Raw genomic sequence first — 16,675 nt, forward strand, 5'->3', positions numbered from 1 at the left:
AGGCAAGGCTGAGAGCAGCCAACGAAGGAGCCTCGATGAGCACCGACCCCACCCCCCACGTCATCCAACAGCTGGTCCAGGATCTCCGGGCTGACCTCAAGGTCGCCGACGAGGCGCTCGCCCGGGTCCGTGAGACAGCCGTCTCCGGCGGCGGCGCGGTGCGGGAGGAGCTCGGAGCGACGCTGCGCCAGCTGCGCGCCGATGCCGGGCATCTGCTGTCCGAGCTCGACGCCAGCACCAGCGGCCACCGCGCCGCCTACCTCAGTGAGGCCCGCCGCCGCCTCGACGCGAGTCGCGGGGCTCTCGACGAGATGTGGGTGCGCACGTCCCTGGGTCGCAAGGAGGTCCAGGACGACACCACCCGCCTCCTCGGAGCCGCCGAGAACGCCTGGCTCGCCGCCCGGGCCCGTCTGACCCAGGCTCAGTCCGAGGCGCAGGACACGCTGGACGACACTCGTACCGGCCTCAACGAGGCGCTGCGGCGCTTCAACGCCGCCCTGTCCGACGCCCGTGCGGCGTTCAACCGCTCCCGCGAGGCGTGACCTCTCGCCGGGCTCGGGCGTCATCCCGAGTCCGGCCCAGCGTGCCCAGCCGGCCCAGCCGGCCCAGCGCACCGAACGCGGCGATGGTGCCGAGCGCGACGTTGGCCACGAGCGGGATCGCGACGAGGTGCCAGGAGAGGTGCCCCGAGGCGTCGACGATGCCGTGATCGGCCAGCAACAGCAGTGCCGCGGCGGTGAGGAGCGCGGCCACCACGGGCATCCAACCCGGGGGCACCGGACGCAGGTCGGCGCCGAGCTCCTCGAAGCGGCCCAGACCGACCACCAGTAGTGCCGTCACCCCCACCAGCAGCAGGATCCACAGCGGCCGGGTGGCCCACCAGCCGCCGCTGTTCGGGACAAGCCGCAGATCCGCGATGGGGTGGAGCATCGCCGCTCCGGCCGCGATGCCGAGCGCGGTGAGGTGCCAGAGATAGATCGTCATCACCCGGCCGTTGATCGCCACGGTGACCAGCCAGACGCGAGGCCGCTCGGCTGCCCGGCGCAGCACCGGCTCGAGCATCAGCGTGACGCCTGCCTGCGCCAGAGCGAGGAAGGCCAGCGTCACGCGCGGGGGCCGCGCGTTGTCGAGGCCATAGCCGTTCACGCCCACCATCGAGACGCCGTACGGGCCGAGGCGCACGAGCAGCACCAGTCCGGCGACGCCCACACCGGCCAGGAGCAGGCGACTGCCGCGGTGAGCCAGTCCCCCGGTGAGCCAGGCATAGCCGAGCTGGTGGGCGGTGCCCCACACGAACAGTGCGTTGAGCAACCCGAGCGCAGGCGCATCGCCGCTGATGCTGAGCAGGTCGACGACACCGGCGAGGCCCACGGCGACGACGACACAGGCCCAGCCCCACCGCTGCCACAGCCACCAGGTCGCCGGCACGAGCATCACCACGACCAGGTAGTTGGCCAGGAACCAGGTCGGGACCAGCGAGGCCTTCCCGGCGATGCGCAGCCAGTCGTGCCCGAGCCCGGCGCGTCCCGCGACAGCAGGGGCCAGCAGCCAGAAGACCATCAGGGGCAGCACCGGGGTCACCAGGCGGCGCAGGCGCGCGCGCAGCCAGCCGCCGTACGTCGTGCCGCGACGCTGTGCCCCCTGCCAGGACAGCGCGTTGGCATAGCCCCCGACGAGGAAGACCAGGGGGATCACCTGGAGCACCCAGGTGAGGGGGTGGGCCCAGGTCGCGACGCTGAGCAGCCCGGTCCGGTGCAGGGCGCCGTCGGCGTCGACGTAGAGCCCCGCCATCAGCCAGTGGCCCAGCACCACCACGCAGATCGCGAGGGCGCGGATCAGATCGACGACGCGGTTGCGAGCCGCCGGGGTGTGCGCGGCCCGGCTGCTGAGGGACCCCGCCACTGGCGCGCTCATCAGCGATCAGCCCCGGCGCCGGGCCAACCTCACGCGCTCGCCCTGGCGAGGCACGACCGCCAGCCAGTGCAGCTCCCGCTCCACCCGACTGCGCAGCGCCGCCGACGCGGTGGGCTCACCGTGGACGACGTACGCCGCGGCCGGCGGCGGAAGGTGCCCGAGCCATGCGAGCAGCTCGTCCTGGTCGGCGTGGGCCGAGAAGCCGTGGACGTTCACGACCTCGGCCAGCACCGGCACGTAGTCGCCGTGGATCTTCACGTGGGGGGCACCGTCCGCCAGCGAGCGGCCCCGGGTGCCGGCGACCTGGTAGCCGGTGAGGATCACGCTGTTGCGGGCGTTCGGCAGCTGCTGCTTGAGGTGGTGCAGGACCCGACCGCCCGTGGCCATTCCCGACGCAGAGATGATCACGCAGGGGTGCCGGGGCGCGTTGAGCGCCTCCGAGTCCTGCCGCGACGACACCGCCCGCAGCTGCGGGGGTTGTGCCTCCAGGCGGCCGTCGACCACCTCCGGCCGGAACTGCTGGTCACCCGCCGACAGCGCCTGCCGATAGACCTGGAGCGCAGCCAGGGCCATCGGGCTGTCCACGAACACCGGGACGTCGGGGATCTGCCCCTCGGCGACCAGCCGCGCCAGCACGTGCAGCAGCATCGGGGTGCGGTCGACGGCGAAGGCCGGGAGCAGTGCGACGCCGCCGCGTTCGACGGTACGGCGGATCGCGGCGGCCAGGAGGGACTCCGCCTCCGGGGTGTGCAGGCGGTCGCCGTAGGTCGACTCGACGACGACCGTCTCGGTGGGGTGCGGGACGCTGGGTGCGCGAAGCAGCGGGTGCTGATCTCGCCCGAGATCCCCGCTGAAGGTCACCCGTGAGCCGTCGACCTCGAGCTCGGCGAAGGCCGAGCCGAGGATGTGCCCGGCCGAGCGCAGGGTGACGCGGCTGTCGGACCCGATCGAGTGGGGCGTGTCGAACGCGACCGGGCGGATCAACCGCAGAGCGCGCTCGACGTCGGAGGAGTCGAAGAGCGGGAGGGGCGGGTCGTGGCGGGAGAAGCCGCGGTCCCTGGCATAGCGGGCGTCCTCCTCCTGCAGGTGGGCCGCGTCGCGCAGGACGATGGCCGCCAGCTGGGCCGTCGTCGCCGTGCACACCACGTCGCCCACGAAGCCGTCTCGGACCAGCCGGGGCAGATAGCCGGTGTGGTCGAGGTGGGCGTGGGTGAGCACCACTGCGTCGAGGTCGGTGACGTCCACGTCGAGCGGCTCCCAGTTGCGCCGGCGCCCGTCGCGCTCGCCCTGGAACATGCCGCAGTCCACGAGGACGCGATCATCGCCGCCCTCGACGAGGAACTTGCTGCCCGTCACGGTGCCGGCGGCGCCGAGGAAGGTGAGCACCGCGCGCTCGTGGCGCGGCGTTGCTCCGGCGGTGCTCATCGGTCTCGCCCCGTCTGGTGTTCCGGCTCGTGTCTCGTGGCGTGGTCGGTGTGGGGGGCGACGACCATCACCGGGCAGTCGGACCAGCGCAGGAGCGTGCGGGCGGCCCCGCCCAGGTGGGTCGCGGCCGGGAATCCGTGGGCCCGGCGGACGAGCACCAGCAGGTCGGCGCCGGCGGAGTGCTCCACGAGGGCGCGACCTGGCTCCTCGTGCACCACCTGCACGTCGACCTCCACCTCGGGGTAGGTGCGCCGGCCTTCGGCGAGCAGTGGCTCGATGACCGCCCGGGTCTCGGCCTCGCAGCGCTCACGACTGACCCGGTCGGCCACCAGGTCGTCGTAGGCACCGGGCAGCTTCCAGGCGTGCAGGACCACCAGCCGCGCCTCGCGGGTCGCCGCCTCGGCGAAGGCGGTACGCAGCAGCTCGGGAGCGTGGTGGGGGGACTTGAAGCCGACGACCACCTGGCGCCGCAGCTCCAGGGGTGGCCACCCGGCGGGCACGCACACCACCGGGCACGTCGCCCGCGCGGCCACGCCGGCCGTGGTCGCCATGCCCAGGACGCGCTCGACCAGCGAGCGGTCGGTGCGTCCCAAGACGATCATCCGCGCGCCCTCCGCGGTTCGGGCGAGCGTCGCCGCCCGCGGACCGTCGTACAGCTCCTGGGTGACGCGGAGCTCAGGGGCCAGCTCCCGAGCAACCGCGGCCGCGGCCGCGAGCATCTCGCGTCCGCTGCGCTCCACCACCATCCGGAACGTGAGGTCCACCGGCGACGCGGCCACATAGTCCGGCCCGACGTGCACCAGCCGCACCGTGTCGTCGGTGCCGGTGCGATTGATCTCGTGGACCGCATAGCGCAGCGCGCGGAGCCCCCCGTCTTCGCCGTCCACCCCGACGACGACGGCCTGGTCGACTGAGCGGGACATGGAGGCCTCCCCTCTTCGCGTCCACCTCCAGCCTGTCCCGACCGGACGCGCGAGGGCAGGGCCGTTGGACCCGTCAGTCGCCGGCTCCCGCGGGAGGACGGAGGCGTCGCGGGATGCCCGCGTCGAGAAGGGTGGCCGGCGTCGCCAGCCGGACCTTGGCGTCGACGCACACCGCGCCGTCGGTGAGCACCATCACGGGGTTGAGGTCGATCTCGGCGATCTCCGGCACGTCAAGGCTGAGCCGCCCGAGTGCCACCACCAACCGCTGCACCGCAGCCACGTCGGTCGGCTGCGACCCCCGATGACCTGCGAGCAGCGGCCAGATGCGCAGCGCGCGCAGAGAGCGCTCGGCGTCACTCTCGCTCAGCGGCGGCATCGAGAAGACCCGGTCGGCCCACACATCGACGGCGACTCCCCCGCTCGCGACCATGACGAGCGGGCCGAAGCCGGGGTCGCGCACGACGCCGAGTGCGAGCTCGACCCCGCCCACCACCATCGGCTGGACGAGGACCGGCACATCGGTGCGGCCCATCTCCGCGGCGAAGTCGGCGAGACACCCCTCCACGGCTGCGCGGTCGCGCAGCCCGATGCGGACCAGGCCGCGGTCGGTCTTGTGCACCACGGTCGGGTCCGCCACCTTCAGCGCCACCGGGAAGCCGACCTCCTCCGCGAGTGCGACGCACTCCTGATGGCTGGTGGCCACGCGCCCCACGGGGGCGTCGATGCCGTAGAGCCCGAGCAGGCTCCGCACGTCAGCGGGAGCGAGCCAGCCGGCGTCCACGTCCTCGACACCGTCCGGCACCTGCGCGAGTGCCAGGGCTCGTGCCTGTTCCGCGACGACCGGGTCCTCCGCCGGCAGATCGCTCGCCGGTGCCGCCAGCCAGGCGGCGTACCGCGCGGCGTGGGCGAGGGACTGGATCGCCTCGTCGACCGACCGGAACGCCGCGAACGGCGCCTTCCCTGCCTCGTCGGGACGCGGCACCTCGGAGACGCCGATGGCCACCAGCAGCAGCGGCTTGTCGGGCGCCACCGCGCGCGCCTCGGTCAGACCGTCGATGACCGCCTCGGCGTCGGTGACCGCTGTGGCGGTGATCGTGACCAGCACGCTGTCGACCTGCTCGGAGGCGAGCATCCCGCTCACCGCGGCGAGGAACTCCTCCCGGCCCACGCCGGCCCCCAGATCCACCGGGTTGCTGGCGCCGACCGTGCCGGAGAGGTAGGCCTGCATCTGGCGCTGCCCCTCCCCCGAGAGCTCGGGGACGACGATGCCGGCGCCCGAGGCTGCGTCCGCGGCCAGCACACCCAGACCTCCGGCGTTGCCGACGATGCCGACCCGCGGTCCACGCGGCACCGGCTGGGTGGTGAGCAGCAGCGCCGTGGCCGCCATGTCGTCGAGGCCGCGGCAGGCGATGACGCCGGACTGCGCGAACAGCGCGTCGATGCCGACCGAGGGGGCCGCTGCGGCCGCCGTATGCGACGCACCGGCACGGCGCCCGCCGGAGGAGCGGCCGCCGACGACGGCGAGCAGCGGCTTGCGCTCAGCGAAGCTGCGCGCCACGCGGGCGAACTTCTGGGCGTTGCCGAAGGACTCGAGATAGAGGGCCGCGGCGGTGACCTCGTCATCCTCGAGCCAGGCCGAGAGCAGGTCGTTGCCCGAGACGTCCGCCTTGTTGCCGAGAGAGACGAACGACGAGATCCCGAGCCCGGACTCGCGAGCCCGGTCGAGCAGGCTGATGGCGACGCCACCGGACTGCGAGGCCACCGCGAGTCCACCGCGAGGTGGCAGGCCCCGGGTGAAGGTCGCGTTGAGGCTGACCCCGGACTGGTTGGCCATCACACCGAGGCAGTTGGGGCCGATCAGGCGCAGGCTGTGCCGCCTCGCGACGGCCAGCATCTGGTGCTGCATCGCCCTCCCCTCCGCGCCCATCTCGCTGAAGCCTCCGGAGAGCACCACGGCAGCCCGGACGCCCGCGTCCGCTGCCTGCTGGATCACCGCGAGCACCTCGGGAGCCGGGACGGCGATGACGACCAGGTCGACCGGGGCGTCGAGGCTGCCGAGGTCGGGGTATGCCGGCACCCCGTCGACCTCGTCCGCCGTCGGATGGACCACCACCAGGCGGCCGGTGAAGCCGTCGTTGCGGATCCCGTCGAGGACGGCCCGGCCCACGCCGCTGCCGTCGCGTCGCACTCCCACGACGGCGACGGAGCGAGGGCGCAAAAGTGGCGCCAGCGAGTGGGCCTCCGAGAGCCGCTCGCGCCGGTCTGCCGAGGCCACGGCCTCGGCGGTGGCCGCCGTGTCGAGCGTCATCATCACGGTCCCCGGCTCGCGCTGACGCTCGGCGGCGAAGCCGGTGTCGGCCAGCACCCGCAGCATCTGGACGTTCTCCGGAAGCACGTCCGCAGTGAAGCGCCGGATCCCTCGGTCCCGCGCGTGGGCGGCCAGGTGCTCCAGGAGCAGCGTGCCGGCCCCGAAGCCGTGCGCCGAGTCGGCGACGAGGAAGGAGATCTCGGCCGTGGCCGGCTCGGTCGGCTCAGCAGTGGCTACGCCGATGAGCTCATCGGCGACGAGCAGCAGCAGGACGATCGGGCGGTCGTCCTCGTGCGAGGACTCCGCCGTCATCAGGTGCTCCACGTAGTTGTGTCCAGCGGCGCGTCCCGCCGTGAAGAACCGGAACCGATAGCTGTCCTCGGACACGTGGTCGTGCAGGTCGAAGAGGGCATCGCGATCGCTGCTCATCAGCGGACGGACGGTGGCGACCCTGCCGTCGGAGAGCAGGACGTCCACGGCGCCGCGGACGGGTCGGCGCACGGCGGCGGACTGGTCGGTCATCAGTGCTTGCTCCTGGGGGACGTGTTCGTGGCCGGGCTGATGTCGGCCGTGCTGGTGTGGGTGGGGCTGATCTCGACGGGGCTGATCTCGACGGGGCTGATCTCGACGGGGCTGATCTCGACGGGGCTGATCTCAACGGGGCAGGCCGACTCGCGAAGGACACCGCGAGCCGTGCTCCCGAGGTGGACACCGGCGATCGTGTGCGTCGGGCGCTCGATCATCACCAGGTCGGCCCTGCTCGAGGCCTCCACCAGAGCGTCGGCCGCCTGGTCGTGACAGATCCGCAGCTCGGCGACCACCTGGGGATGGCGCTGCCGCCTCTGCTCGACCAACGGCTCGAGCTCGTCGAGTGTGTGGCGCCGCCACTGCTCCAGCCGCTCGGGCGAGTCCAGCAGGTCGTCGTACTCACCGGGCAGCCGCCAGGCATGGACGATCTCCAGGGTGGCGCCGCGCTCGGCTGCCACCGCGAACGCCCGGTCCAGCAGCGAGCTTCCCGGACCCGGCCCCTTCAGCCCGACCACGACACGGTCCCGGGTTGGGGCGCCGACCCAGTGAGACGGCACGCAGACCAGGGGCACCGGCGATCGCGCGGCCAGACCCAGCACCGTCGACCCGGCGCCCACCCGGCCACGCCGCGGATGCGGAGAGCTGCCGACCACGAGCAGTCGCGCGTGCTGGGCGGTGCGGCTCAGCTCCCCGACGGCCGAGCCGGGGATGACCTCCGCGTCGACGGGCTGCTCGGAGGTCGCCGCGGCAGCGTCGATGGCGTGCCTCAGTGCCTCGCGAGCCACCTCGTCGACGCGACCCTGACCGCCGGGGAGCAGAGCGCTGAGCAAGGGGTGATCAGGCGCGACGTGGACGATCCGGAGCGGAGCGCCCAGGCGCGTGGCCTCGGCGGCGGCATGACGGACGGCGGGAAGGCAGTCCGGGGAGCCATCCACCCCGACCAGGACCGGCGCGACCACGACACCCCCCAGTCGAGGGAGGTCCTGCTCTGGCATGGTCGTTCCTCTCGGGCTGGCGGCCGGGGTCTGGGGTCCGGGGTCTGGGCCCCCAGCCCAACAGGTCGATCGGCACGTGGCAAGGACCGTTGGGCCTCGCATCGGGCGCCGGCCGTCCCGCTCAGGGACGCTGGAGCAGGAAGGGCGTACCGCCGGCGCGGCGCAGCCCTGCGACGTCGACGAACGTCATGGCGACGAGGGAGCCGGCCGCGTCACAGCGCACCTCGTCGCGCACCCACCGCCAGGGGCGCGGCCCGTCGGCGGCATACGAGATGACAATGGCGGGGCGCTCGTCCACGAGCGACGTCCCCATCCGAGCGGTCATGGGCAGCGTCTCGACCAGCTGCCCGGCCGCTCCGTTCGACCGGGGACGCACCAGGTTGACGCCGGCCAGTGCCGCGCCGACGCCGGCTCCGTCGTCGGGACGGAAGCGCTTGCCCCACCAGCGAGGCAGGCCCACCAGGCCGAGCCCCACCGGCGCCACCCGGCGCAACGGCGGCAGGAAGTCGGCGCGGAGGTCACCCACCAGGTCGTCGAGCCCTGGAGCGGCCAGGCCCCTCCAGCTCCTGCGCAGCGCCAGCAGGCTGGCTGCCCGCTCACCGTCGGGTCGTGCATCGGTCGTCATGCACGTCACAGTAGAGCCGTTCCGAGCGCTGCTGCCTTCGCGCCACGCACTAGCCTGGAGCGGTGTCCGCCATCCAACGTCCCTTCCGCGTCGGCTTCGTCACCGGCGCAACCCCCGACAAGTGGGCCGGCACCTGGCGTCGCCGGCGGCGCGACGGTCTCGAGCTCGTGCCGGTCGAGCAGGGGGCGCAGGAGGACGGCGTGCGCGACGGCAGCCTCGACATGTGTCTGGTCCGGCTGCCTGTCGACCGCGACGGGCTGCACCTGATCCCGCTCTACCGCGAGCAGCCCGTCGTCGTCGTGGGCAAGGAGCACGTCGTCAGCGCCTTCGACGAGGTCGCCCTCGCCGACCTCGCCGACGAGCAGCTCGTCCAGCCCCCCGACGAGGTCGAGGGATGGAGCGAGGTGGCGCGGGCACAGCGACTGGACTGGCCGCCCATGAGCATCAAGGACGCGATCGAGGTCGTGGCCAGCGGCACCGGCATCGTGGTCGTGCCGATGTCCGTGGCCCGCCTGCACCAGCGCAAGGACGTCGTCCACGTGCCCGTCAGCGGCGTCCCCGAGACGCAGATCGGGCTCGCCTGGCTGGTGGACAACGAGGACGACCGGGTCCAGGAGTTCATCGGCATCGTGCGCGGCCGCACGGAGCGCAGCTCACGCGGCTGAGCCCCAGCCGCCTGCTCAGCCCAGCAGCTGCTCGAGCCGCTCACCCAGCACCCGGGCACTGGCGTCGACGAGGGACGGCCAGTCGAGTGCCCCCGCGTCGGCGTTGTCCGAGACGTGCTTGATCATCCGCACCGGCACGCCGACCTGGCGGCAGGCCCACGCCACGGCGTACCCCTCCATGTCGACGAGGTCGGCGATCGCGCCCAGCCGGGCCCGCACGGCCGGATCGCTCACGAACACGTCGCCGGTGGCCAGCACCGTGGCGTCACCGCCGATGCTCAGCCGGTCGTGTGGCTCGTGGCCGAGGGCGCGGATCGCGTCCGCGGCGATGTCGTGGTTGAGGACCGTCCCAGGCTCGAAGAGGCCGCCCAGGCCGTCGCGCAGCGCGCCCGCCGTGCCCAGGTTGACCACCAGGTCGACCGCGCCTGCCCGGGCGAGCAGCGCTTGGGTGGTCGCCACCGCCGCCTGGGTCTTCCCGATCCCGGTCACCACGAGGGCCACGCCGTCGGGCACGTGGGCGGCCTCCTCCTGCGTCGCCGCCACCACCAGGATCCGGTCCGCTCGCATCGTCAGCACGGGATCACGCTAGTGCGCCGAGGAGACCCCTCGGCCGACTGGGTGCTCAGAGCGCGCGGCCGAACATCTGGGCCGTGGCCCGGGCCGTGGGGGTCCCGGCGTCGAGGTCCGCGCCGTGAGCGAGCAGGGTGCTGACCACGTCGTCCTCGCCCTTGAAGACCGCTCCGGCCAGCGGCGACTGCCCACGGTCGTTGAGCCGGTTGACGTCCGCGCCGCGCTGCGCCAGTCCGGCGACGATGCTCGGGTGCCCGTTGTAGGCGGCCAGCATCAGCAGGGTGTTGCCGGACGGGTCGGCCAGGTCGACCGGCACGCCGGCGTCGACATAGGCCATCACGCGATCGGCCTGGCCTTCGCGCACCCAGTCGAACAGCTGGTGCGCGAGCGCGATCATCTCCTCGGTGGGCTCGCCTTCCGGGTCCCCCGTCGGGCCTGTGGTCTTGGCGACAGTGTTCTCGTCGGCCGTGGTCTCGTCTGTCGTGATGTCCTCAGCCATGCCCCGAGTCTGGCAGGGCGACGCGCATCGCTGCCCCCTAGGCTGGTCTGATGACCTTCGTCGAGCCCGGCGACCCCCGGGACCTGACCGCGGCCGTCCGGGCCGGCTTCCTCGAGCGGCACGGACGTGAGGCCGAGGTGGTCGCTCGGGCCCCAGGCCGCGTCAACGTGATCGGTGAGCACACCGACTACAACGCCGGCCTCTGCCTGCCGCTGGCCCTGGCCCACGCGACGTACGCCGCGGTGGCGCGCCGCACCGACGACCGGGTGCGGATCACCAGCGCCCAGGCAGAGGCGCCGTGGGAGGGCACTCTCGACACGTGCGGCCCCGGCGATGTCGCGGGTTGGGCGACCTATGTGGCAGGCGTGCTGTGGGCGCTGCGCGAGGACGGCGTGGCCGTCCCGGGGGTGGACGTGCACGTGGAGAGCACGGTGCCGGTCGGCGCCGGTCTCTCGAGCTCGGCCGCCCTGGAGTGCTCGGTGGCCGTCGCGGTGGTCGATCTGCTGGGGCTGCCGCTCGACAGGGGGATGCGCGACCGGCTCATCCGGGCCTGCACACGCGCGGAGTCGGAGGTCGCGGGTGCCCCCACGGGCGGCCTGGACCAGACCGTGTCACTGCTGGCTCGCGAGGGTGACGCGCTGCTGCTCGACTTCGAGGACGGCTCGACCCGCGACGTACCGCTGCTGCTCGACGACGCGGACCTCGCGCTGCTCGTCATCGACACCGGTGTCTCCCACGCGCTCGTCGACGGCGGATACGCCGCCCGCCGCAGTGACTGCGAGGAGGCCGCCCGGCGGCTCGGCGTCGCCACCCTGCGCAGCGCCTTCGAATCCGACCTCGACAGACTCGACGACGACCGGCTCGTGCGGCGCGTCCGGCATGTGATCACTGAGAACGCCCGGGTCGAGGCCTGCGTCGCTGCCCTGGAGCGGCACGACTGGCCGGCCGTGGGGCAAGCCCTGATGGCCTCGCACGTCTCCCTGCGTGACGACTTCGAGGTCTCCTGCCCGGAGCTCGACGTCGCCGTGGACACCGCTGTGCAGGCGGGGGCCCTGGGGGCGCGGATGACCGGCGGCGGCTTCGGGGGCTCCGCCGTGGCTCTGGTCCCCCAGGAGCGTCTGGCGGCAGCGGTCCGCGCTGTCGACACAGCCTTCGTGGCCCACGGCTGGGCCCGCCCCACCCATCTGCGGGCGATCCCGAGCAGCAGCGCCGCGCCTCGATGACCACACCCGACCACCAGGCCCGATGACTAGGTCGAGCTGACGCCGATCCGTCCTTCGCGGAAGGCCTCGACGAAGAGGGCGTGGTCGGTACGGACCTGGGCGGAGTAGGCGATGCCGAAGTCGACCACCCAGTCGGTGAACTCCCGGCGGCGACGGTCGACCGAGGCGGCGATCGCGTCCTCGACCTGGAAGTCGACGAGGTCCTGCTCGCTGTCCTCGTCGGAGGCGCAGTGGATCTTCGCGGTGGCGCGACCCAGCAGGTCCACGACGGCGGCCATGTCCCCCGGCTCGGTGATCGTCGTCCAGTCGAGGTCGAGCTCGTAGGGCGAGACCTCCGACACGACGTACCCCGTCCCGGCCAGGCGGGTGTAGCCCAAGAGGGGGTCGGTGTGGACCTGCAGCGCACGCTGGCTCACGACCGTGCGGTGCGCCTCGTGCTCGAAGTAGCGGTCGACGGCGGCCGTGTCGACGAAGCGGCTGACCGCCGGCACGTTGGCCTGCTTCATGGACAGCACCACGTCGTTGTCGAGGGCCTGGCTGTAGCCCTCGACCAGCAGGTTGTACGCCGGCAGCCCGGCGCTGCCGATCCCGAACCCGCTCTTGCCCACCACGTCGCGCAGCTCGTAGAACAGGGCGCGGTCGAAGCGCTTCGAGGCCGGGATGGTCTCCAGGTAGTCCTCGAACGCGCGGCGGACCGCCTCGTGCTCCGACGTCGGGAGCCGCCGTACCGTCGCGTCCTCCTGGAACGTCCGGCTGCCCTCGTGAAGCTCGGTCGTGGCGTCGAGGAAGTCCACGCGGCGCCGCAGCCGGGCCCGTCGCAACGCGTCCAGCACGGGCCCGTCGGTGTTGTCGAGGTGCAGGGCGAAGTCCTCGTCGTCCTCGGCGGCGCGGTAGTGGTCGACCTGGGCCAGGTAGGCGCGCACGAAGCGGGCGACCAGGGAGCGGATGTCGGTGTCCGGCAGCGCCTTCTGCCAGCCCACCAGCGCGAGCGACGCCGCGAAGCGCTGCAGGTCCCAGGTGAACCGGCCGATGTAGGCCTCGTCGAAGTCGTTGACGTCGAAGACCAACCGGCCGTCGGAGTTGAGGTAGGTCCCGAAGTTCTCGACATGCAGGTCGCCGTGGATCCAGATCCGCCCGCTGCGCTCGTCGGCGTAGGGATCGCCGGCCCACTTCCTGGCTCCCCCATGGCCGGTCACGTCCGCGTAGAACAGGCAGGCGGTCCCCCGCAGGAACGCATGGGGATCACGGGACATGGTCCGGAACTTCCCCCGGAAAGCCACCGGGTCGGCCTTCATCAGCGGTGCGAAGGCGTCGGTGATGACCTCGACGATCAGCTCGGTGCGCGCGGCGGTGCGGGTCATCTGGTCAGTCCTCTGTCTGCGACGCGGAGCCTGATCAGCTCTGCGCCTGGTGGTTGACGGTCGTCCTGCGGGTCGCCCCGGGGGGCCGCAGGCCATGGCTGCGAAGCTCGGCGGCGGCGAGGGCATCCAGCGCACGCGGGTCCCTGCGCCGCCAGGCATCGGCCGGATCGGGACCGAGGCTGGTGATCTCCCGCAACGGAAGTCGGGCCAGAGCCCGCAACGCCAGGAGGTCTCGGTCGTAGTGGACCGCCAGCAACCGGGACATGGCGCTGGCCTCACGGACGAAGCGCACCCGCCCCGGCAGATGGAACGGCACTGCCGCCATGACCGGGATCGCCACGACCGCCACCCCCAGCCAGATGCTGAGGTCCTCGACCGCCTCGACCTCCTGGCGCCCGGCCTCGGACAGCTTCGTGGAGGCGCCCGCAGCCTTCTCGAAGGTCTCCTCGATCCGGTCACCCACCAGGGGCACGCCGTCCAGCAGGCCGCCAGCGTCGCCGAGTCCGTCGGCGAGGCTGGCTCCTGCCGACTCGGCGTCGCGCCCCGGTCCGGCCAGGGCGAGCGTCTTGTCGTGGACGGCCACCCCGAACCACACCCAGCCCACGATCCAGAGGACGAACAGCAGGTCGGCCACGACCTGTCGGGTACGGCGGGCCCCCGTGTCGGCGTACAGCTTCATGGCGCCATCCGACCATCCCTGACCAAGTCCGTCGAGCGACGCCGGCTGGGTAGCGGTACTCAGGGCACTCGGGTAGGTGCACGGATCTGTCGTGGTCCGGGGCAGGACACGCTGGTGCACATGGACAACAACAAGCCCCCCGCCAAGAACACCAACGCCTTCTTCGCACAGGCCGCCATCGCCTTCGGTGCTGCCCTGCTGACCATGATCGTCGCCATTCTCTACCTGCCGGTCGACCCGTGGATCCGCTCCTTCCTCGGCCTCGGGACCCTGTTCCTCACGACCTCGTGCTTCACGCTCGCCAAGTGCGTGCGCGACTCGCAGGAGAACCAGTACGTCGTGGCGCGGCTCGACCAGGCGCGGGTCGACCGCATCCTGGCCGAGCACGATCCCTTCCGGGCCGTCTCCTGACCCGACTCGCACCTTTGGATGTGTAACTGCGTGTGACACACCCGACGTCCGCTGCGTGATTGGTGGAACCTGTTCTCGGGAACCGGACCGCTGAACGGCCGATATCGGGCCGTGCTTGAATCACAGCAAGGCACAGACCTACCGAAGGGATGTCACGTGGCGCGCAAGAACCCGCTCGGCAAGATCAAGGACGCAGCGTTCGGCACGATCAAGGATCCGGTGGGTGCGGCCGAGAAGGCCGTCGGCCAGGCGCGCGACACCGCAGCCTTCGGCGTGTCCGTCGCCGGCCAGGTCACCCGCACGGCGGCGAGCATCGCCGCTGACACCGTGACCCACCTGGCTCCCGGCCGCAAGCCCAAGCCCACTTCGGGAACGCCCAGCTCTGCGCCCCGACCCGCGTCGGGTGCAGCAGCCCCCGGGGCGCCCGCGGCCAAGTCGGCGCCGGTTCCCTCGGAGCCGCCGCGTCCGCACGGTGATGCGGTGGCGCCGACGGCCCCGGCCAGGAAGGCCCCGGCCCCGAAGAAGGCGCCCGCCAAGAAGGCTTCGGCTCCCAAGGCTTCGGCTGCCAAGGCTCCGGCCGCCAAGGCTCCGGCCGCCAAGAAGGCGCCCGCCAAGCGTCCGACGGTCACCAAGCCCCCCACCGAGCCCGACCTCGCCACCCCGCTGGCGAAGAAGGCCGCCAAGAAGCAGGCCACGAAGAAGTCGGCTGCTCCCTCCCCGGAGGTCGACGTCACCCCCGCCGACATCGCCAAGGTCGTGGAGCAGAAGCCCGCCGCCGAGAAGGCTGCCGCGACCAAGGCGGCTGCTCCCGCCAAGAAGGCTGCCAAGAAGCCCTCCGCTCCCGGGGCCAAGCTCCCGACCAAGAAGACCAGCGCAGCAGACGAGGCTGAGGCCAACGGGGTTCCGGCCAAGAAGACGGCAGCCAAGACGGCGGCGAAGAAGCAGGCTCCCGCCAAGAAGGCCGTCCGGCCGGTCCCGGACCCCGCGGTCCCCGCCGGCGGGGGCGAGATGCTCGAGGACATGGTCCCGGCCGAGGCCAAGAGCGTCACGACCCCGGTCGGCACGACGGGTGCGGACGTCGCGACCAACCCGAGCACGACCGACACGAGCCTCCAGCAGCCGGGCACCGAGCCGCTGGTGGACCCGAGCACGACCAAGGCGGTCCGCAGCGAGCAGGAGACGCTCTCCCGGGCGGCTGACCCGGACAAGGGCTGATTCAAGCAGCAGCACGACACAAGGGGGCGGCCACGCGAGATGCGTGGCCGCCCCCTTCGTCACTCTCGGTCCATGGCCCCGAGACGGACCGGGGGCCGGGCGGGGCCCCCGACCGGTATCAGCGGAGCTGGGCGCTGGTGAGGCCCAGGATCCGGCGAGCCACGATCAGCTGCTGGATCTGCTGGGTGCCCTCGAAGATGTCGAGGATCTTGGAGTCGCGCGACCACTTCTCCAGCAGTTCGTTCTCGCTGAAGCCGAGCGAGCCGCACAGCTCGACGCAGCCGAGGGTGATGTCGGAGCCGACCCGTCCGGCCTTGGCCTTGGCCATCGACGCCTCGAGCGAGTTCGGCTTGCGGTTGTCGGCCATCCACGCCGCCTGCAGCGTGAGCAGGTGTGCGGCCTCCCAGTCGGCCTCCATCTGCAGGAACCGAGCCGCGGCGGCCGACTGCACGAGAGCCGGTCGGTCGTAGTCGATGACCACACCGGCCTGCTCCAGCAGCTCTCGGGTCAGGTCCAGCGACGCCCGGGCGCAGCCGACCGCCATCGCCGCCACCAGGGGGCGGGTGTTGTCGAAGGTCGCCATCGCGCCGGCGAAGCCCTGCTTGGGGTCGATCTCCGGGCTGCCCAGGAGGTTCTCGGCCGGCACGCGACAGTCGTCGAAGATGATCGTCGCGGTGTCGGAGGAGCGGATCCCGAGCTTGTGCTCGAGGCGCTCGACGCGCATCCCCGGGGTGTCCTTGGGGACGACGAACGACTTGATCGCTGCTCGCCCCAGGTCCCGGTCCAGCGTCGCCCACACGACGACGGCGTCGCAGCGCCCACCGGCGGTCACGAAGATCTTCTCGCCGTTGATGACGTACTCGTCGCCGTCGAGCACGGCGGTGGTCTTGATGTTCGCCGAGTCCGATCCGGTCCCCGGCTCGGTGATCGCCATCCCCGCCCACACGTCGGCGAAGCGCGCGGCCTGCTCGTCGTTGGCGACGGAGGCGATGGCGGAGTTGCCCAGACCCTGGCGCGGCATGGAGAGCAGCAGACCCACGTCGCCCCAGCACATCTCCTGCACGGAGAGCACGGAGGCGAGGTTGGCGCCGTTCTTCACACCGGCGTCGGCGCCGGGCGACTCGTCGCGGCGTACGCCGGCAGCGCCCGCGCCCTCCGACGCACCGGACTCCGACAGCCCGTCGATCATCGCGGCGAGCATGTCGAGCTCCTTGGGATAGGCGTGCTCGGCCTGGTCGTACTTGCGCGAGATCGGGCGCAGCATGTTCATCGCGACCTGGTGGGCCTGGCCCACCAGCGGGCGGAACTTCTTGGGGTTCTCGAGACTGATCATG

Annotated in this window: 15 protein-coding genes and 2 pseudogenes; 6 read left to right on the forward strand and 11 right to left on the reverse strand. The window is 72.4% G+C overall.

Features of this window, described 5'->3' with window-relative positions:
- Nucleotides 1-35: 35 nt before the first annotated feature.
- Nucleotides 36-542 (forward strand): hypothetical protein, encoded by a 507-nt coding sequence (locus ACYU7L_RS01625; RefSeq protein ID WP_460793438.1) that lies wholly within the window; start codon nucleotides 36-38, stop codon nucleotides 540-542.
- On the opposite strand, the gene ACYU7L_RS01630 is transcribed toward ACYU7L_RS01625, so the two are convergent.
- The 4 genes from ACYU7L_RS01630 to ACYU7L_RS01645 all read right to left on the reverse strand — a co-directional run bounded on the left by ACYU7L_RS01630 (nucleotide 520) and on the right by ACYU7L_RS01645 (nucleotide 7,092).
- The gene (locus tag ACYU7L_RS01630) at nucleotides 520-1,914 is read right to left on the reverse strand and encodes an acyltransferase family protein (RefSeq protein WP_460793439.1); all 1,395 of its coding nucleotides are present in this window, start codon (nucleotides 1,912-1,914) and stop codon (nucleotides 520-522) included. The genes ACYU7L_RS01625 and ACYU7L_RS01630 overlap by 23 nt on opposite strands.
- Before the next feature lie 6 nt (nucleotides 1,915-1,920).
- Nucleotides 1,921-3,339, reverse strand: coding sequence for an MBL fold metallo-hydrolase RNA specificity domain-containing protein (locus tag ACYU7L_RS01635; protein ID WP_460793440.1), 1,419 nt, complete (start codon nucleotides 3,337-3,339; stop codon nucleotides 1,921-1,923).
- Nucleotides 3,336-4,262 (reverse strand): universal stress protein, encoded by a 927-nt coding sequence (locus ACYU7L_RS01640; RefSeq protein WP_460793441.1) that lies wholly within the window; start codon nucleotides 4,260-4,262, stop codon nucleotides 3,336-3,338. Before ACYU7L_RS01640 ends, ACYU7L_RS01635 begins: the two co-directional genes overlap by 4 nt.
- Before the next feature lie 73 nt (nucleotides 4,263-4,335).
- Nucleotides 4,336-7,092, reverse strand: coding sequence for a bifunctional acetate--CoA ligase family protein/GNAT family N-acetyltransferase (locus ACYU7L_RS01645; protein WP_460793442.1), 2,757 nt, complete (start codon nucleotides 7,090-7,092; stop codon nucleotides 4,336-4,338).
- Nucleotides 7,093-7,148: 56 nt separating this feature from the next.
- Here ACYU7L_RS01645 and ACYU7L_RS01650 point away from each other — a divergent pair.
- Nucleotides 7,149-7,196: pseudogene (locus ACYU7L_RS01650) on the forward strand (hypothetical protein); the annotation flags it as partial.
- A gap of 42 nt (nucleotides 7,197-7,238) precedes the next feature.
- Here ACYU7L_RS01650 and ACYU7L_RS01655 read toward each other — a convergent pair.
- A pseudogene (locus ACYU7L_RS01655) lies at nucleotides 7,239-8,195 on the reverse strand (universal stress protein); the annotation flags it as partial.
- A gap of 19 nt (nucleotides 8,196-8,214) precedes the next feature.
- Nucleotides 8,215-8,718, reverse strand: coding sequence for a hypothetical protein (locus ACYU7L_RS01660; protein ID WP_460793443.1), 504 nt, complete (start codon nucleotides 8,716-8,718; stop codon nucleotides 8,215-8,217).
- Nucleotides 8,719-8,780: 62 nt separating this feature from the next.
- Between ACYU7L_RS01660 and ACYU7L_RS01665 the strand changes: the two genes are divergently transcribed.
- Nucleotides 8,781-9,383: a LysR substrate-binding domain-containing protein gene (locus tag ACYU7L_RS01665; protein WP_460793444.1), complete on the forward strand. Its 603-nt coding sequence runs from the start codon at nucleotides 8,781-8,783 to the stop codon at nucleotides 9,381-9,383.
- A gap of 15 nt (nucleotides 9,384-9,398) precedes the next feature.
- Here the strand turns inward: ACYU7L_RS01665 and ACYU7L_RS01670 are convergent, their stop codons facing one another.
- Entirely contained in the window at nucleotides 9,399-9,950 is a 552-nt protein-coding gene (locus ACYU7L_RS01670) for a nucleosidase (RefSeq protein ID WP_460793632.1), read from the reverse strand.
- 55 nt (nucleotides 9,951-10,005) lie between these two features.
- A complete protein-coding gene (locus ACYU7L_RS01675; RefSeq protein WP_460793445.1) occupies nucleotides 10,006-10,452 on the reverse strand; it encodes an ankyrin repeat domain-containing protein in 447 nt (148 codons plus the stop codon).
- Nucleotides 10,453-10,502: 50 nt separating this feature from the next.
- Here ACYU7L_RS01675 and galK point away from each other — a divergent pair, with 50 nt between their 5' ends.
- A complete protein-coding gene (galK, locus tag ACYU7L_RS01680; RefSeq protein WP_460793446.1) occupies nucleotides 10,503-11,675 on the forward strand; it encodes a galactokinase in 1,173 nt (390 codons plus the stop codon).
- 26 nt (nucleotides 11,676-11,701) lie between these two features.
- Here galK and ACYU7L_RS01685 read toward each other — a convergent pair whose 3' ends face one another.
- Entirely contained in the window at nucleotides 11,702-13,036 is a 1,335-nt protein-coding gene (locus tag ACYU7L_RS01685; protein WP_460793447.1) for a DUF2252 domain-containing protein, read from the reverse strand.
- A 34-nt stretch (nucleotides 13,037-13,070) separates the two neighbouring features.
- Nucleotides 13,071-13,715, reverse strand: coding sequence for a hypothetical protein (locus ACYU7L_RS01690; RefSeq protein WP_460793448.1), 645 nt, complete (start codon nucleotides 13,713-13,715; stop codon nucleotides 13,071-13,073).
- A gap of 120 nt (nucleotides 13,716-13,835) precedes the next feature.
- On the opposite strand from ACYU7L_RS01690, the gene ACYU7L_RS01695 reads away from it, so the two are divergent.
- Together ACYU7L_RS01695 and ACYU7L_RS01700 are read left to right on the forward strand one after the other, a co-directional pair.
- Complete coding sequence (locus ACYU7L_RS01695; protein ID WP_460793449.1) at nucleotides 13,836-14,126, forward strand: YiaA/YiaB family inner membrane protein; 291 nt, start codon at nucleotides 13,836-13,838, stop codon at nucleotides 14,124-14,126.
- Nucleotides 14,127-14,282: 156 nt separating this feature from the next.
- Nucleotides 14,283-15,341 (forward strand): hypothetical protein, encoded by a 1,059-nt coding sequence (locus ACYU7L_RS01700; protein ID WP_460793450.1) that lies wholly within the window; start codon nucleotides 14,283-14,285, stop codon nucleotides 15,339-15,341.
- Nucleotides 15,342-15,459: 118 nt separating this feature from the next.
- Here ACYU7L_RS01700 and ACYU7L_RS01705 read toward each other — a convergent pair whose 3' ends face one another.
- Nucleotides 15,460-16,674: an acyl-CoA dehydrogenase family protein gene (locus ACYU7L_RS01705; RefSeq protein ID WP_460793451.1), complete on the reverse strand. Its 1,215-nt coding sequence runs from the start codon at nucleotides 16,672-16,674 to the stop codon at nucleotides 15,460-15,462.
- Nucleotide 16,675: the final 1 nt, after the last annotated feature.

The sequence above is a fragment of the Nocardioides pacificus genome (genome assembly GCF_054775955.1).

Coding starts and splice junctions, on each gene's coding strand:
- ACYU7L_RS01625 (WP_460793438.1), top strand. CDS start 36: ATGAGCACCGACCCCACCCCCCACGTCATCCAACAGCTGGTCCAGGAT.
- ACYU7L_RS01630 (WP_460793439.1), bottom strand. CDS start 1,914: ATGAGCGCGCCAGTGGCGGGGTCCCTCAGCAGCCGGGCCGCGCACACC.
- ACYU7L_RS01635 (WP_460793440.1), bottom strand. CDS start 3,339: ATGAGCACCGCCGGAGCAACGCCGCGCCACGAGCGCGCGGTGCTCACC.
- ACYU7L_RS01640 (WP_460793441.1), bottom strand. CDS start 4,262: ATGTCCCGCTCAGTCGACCAGGCCGTCGTCGTCGGGGTGGACGGCGAA.
- ACYU7L_RS01645 (WP_460793442.1), bottom strand. CDS start 7,092: ATGACCGACCAGTCCGCCGCCGTGCGCCGACCCGTCCGCGGCGCCGTG.
- ACYU7L_RS01660 (WP_460793443.1), bottom strand. CDS start 8,718: ATGACGACCGATGCACGACCCGACGGTGAGCGGGCAGCCAGCCTGCTG.
- ACYU7L_RS01670 (WP_460793632.1), bottom strand. CDS start 9,950: ATGCGAGCGGACCGGATCCTGGTGGTGGCGGCGACGCAGGAGGAGGCC.
- ACYU7L_RS01675 (WP_460793445.1), bottom strand. CDS start 10,452: ATGGCTGAGGACATCACGACAGACGAGACCACGGCCGACGAGAACACT.
- galK (WP_460793446.1), top strand. CDS start 10,503: ATGACCTTCGTCGAGCCCGGCGACCCCCGGGACCTGACCGCGGCCGTC.
- ACYU7L_RS01685 (WP_460793447.1), bottom strand. CDS start 13,036: ATGACCCGCACCGCCGCGCGCACCGAGCTGATCGTCGAGGTCATCACC.
- ACYU7L_RS01690 (WP_460793448.1), bottom strand. CDS start 13,715: ATGAAGCTGTACGCCGACACGGGGGCCCGCCGTACCCGACAGGTCGTG.
- ACYU7L_RS01695 (WP_460793449.1), top strand. CDS start 13,836: ATGGACAACAACAAGCCCCCCGCCAAGAACACCAACGCCTTCTTCGCA.
- ACYU7L_RS01705 (WP_460793451.1), bottom strand. CDS start 16,674: ATGATCAGTCTCGAGAACCCCAAGAAGTTCCGCCCGCTGGTGGGCCAG.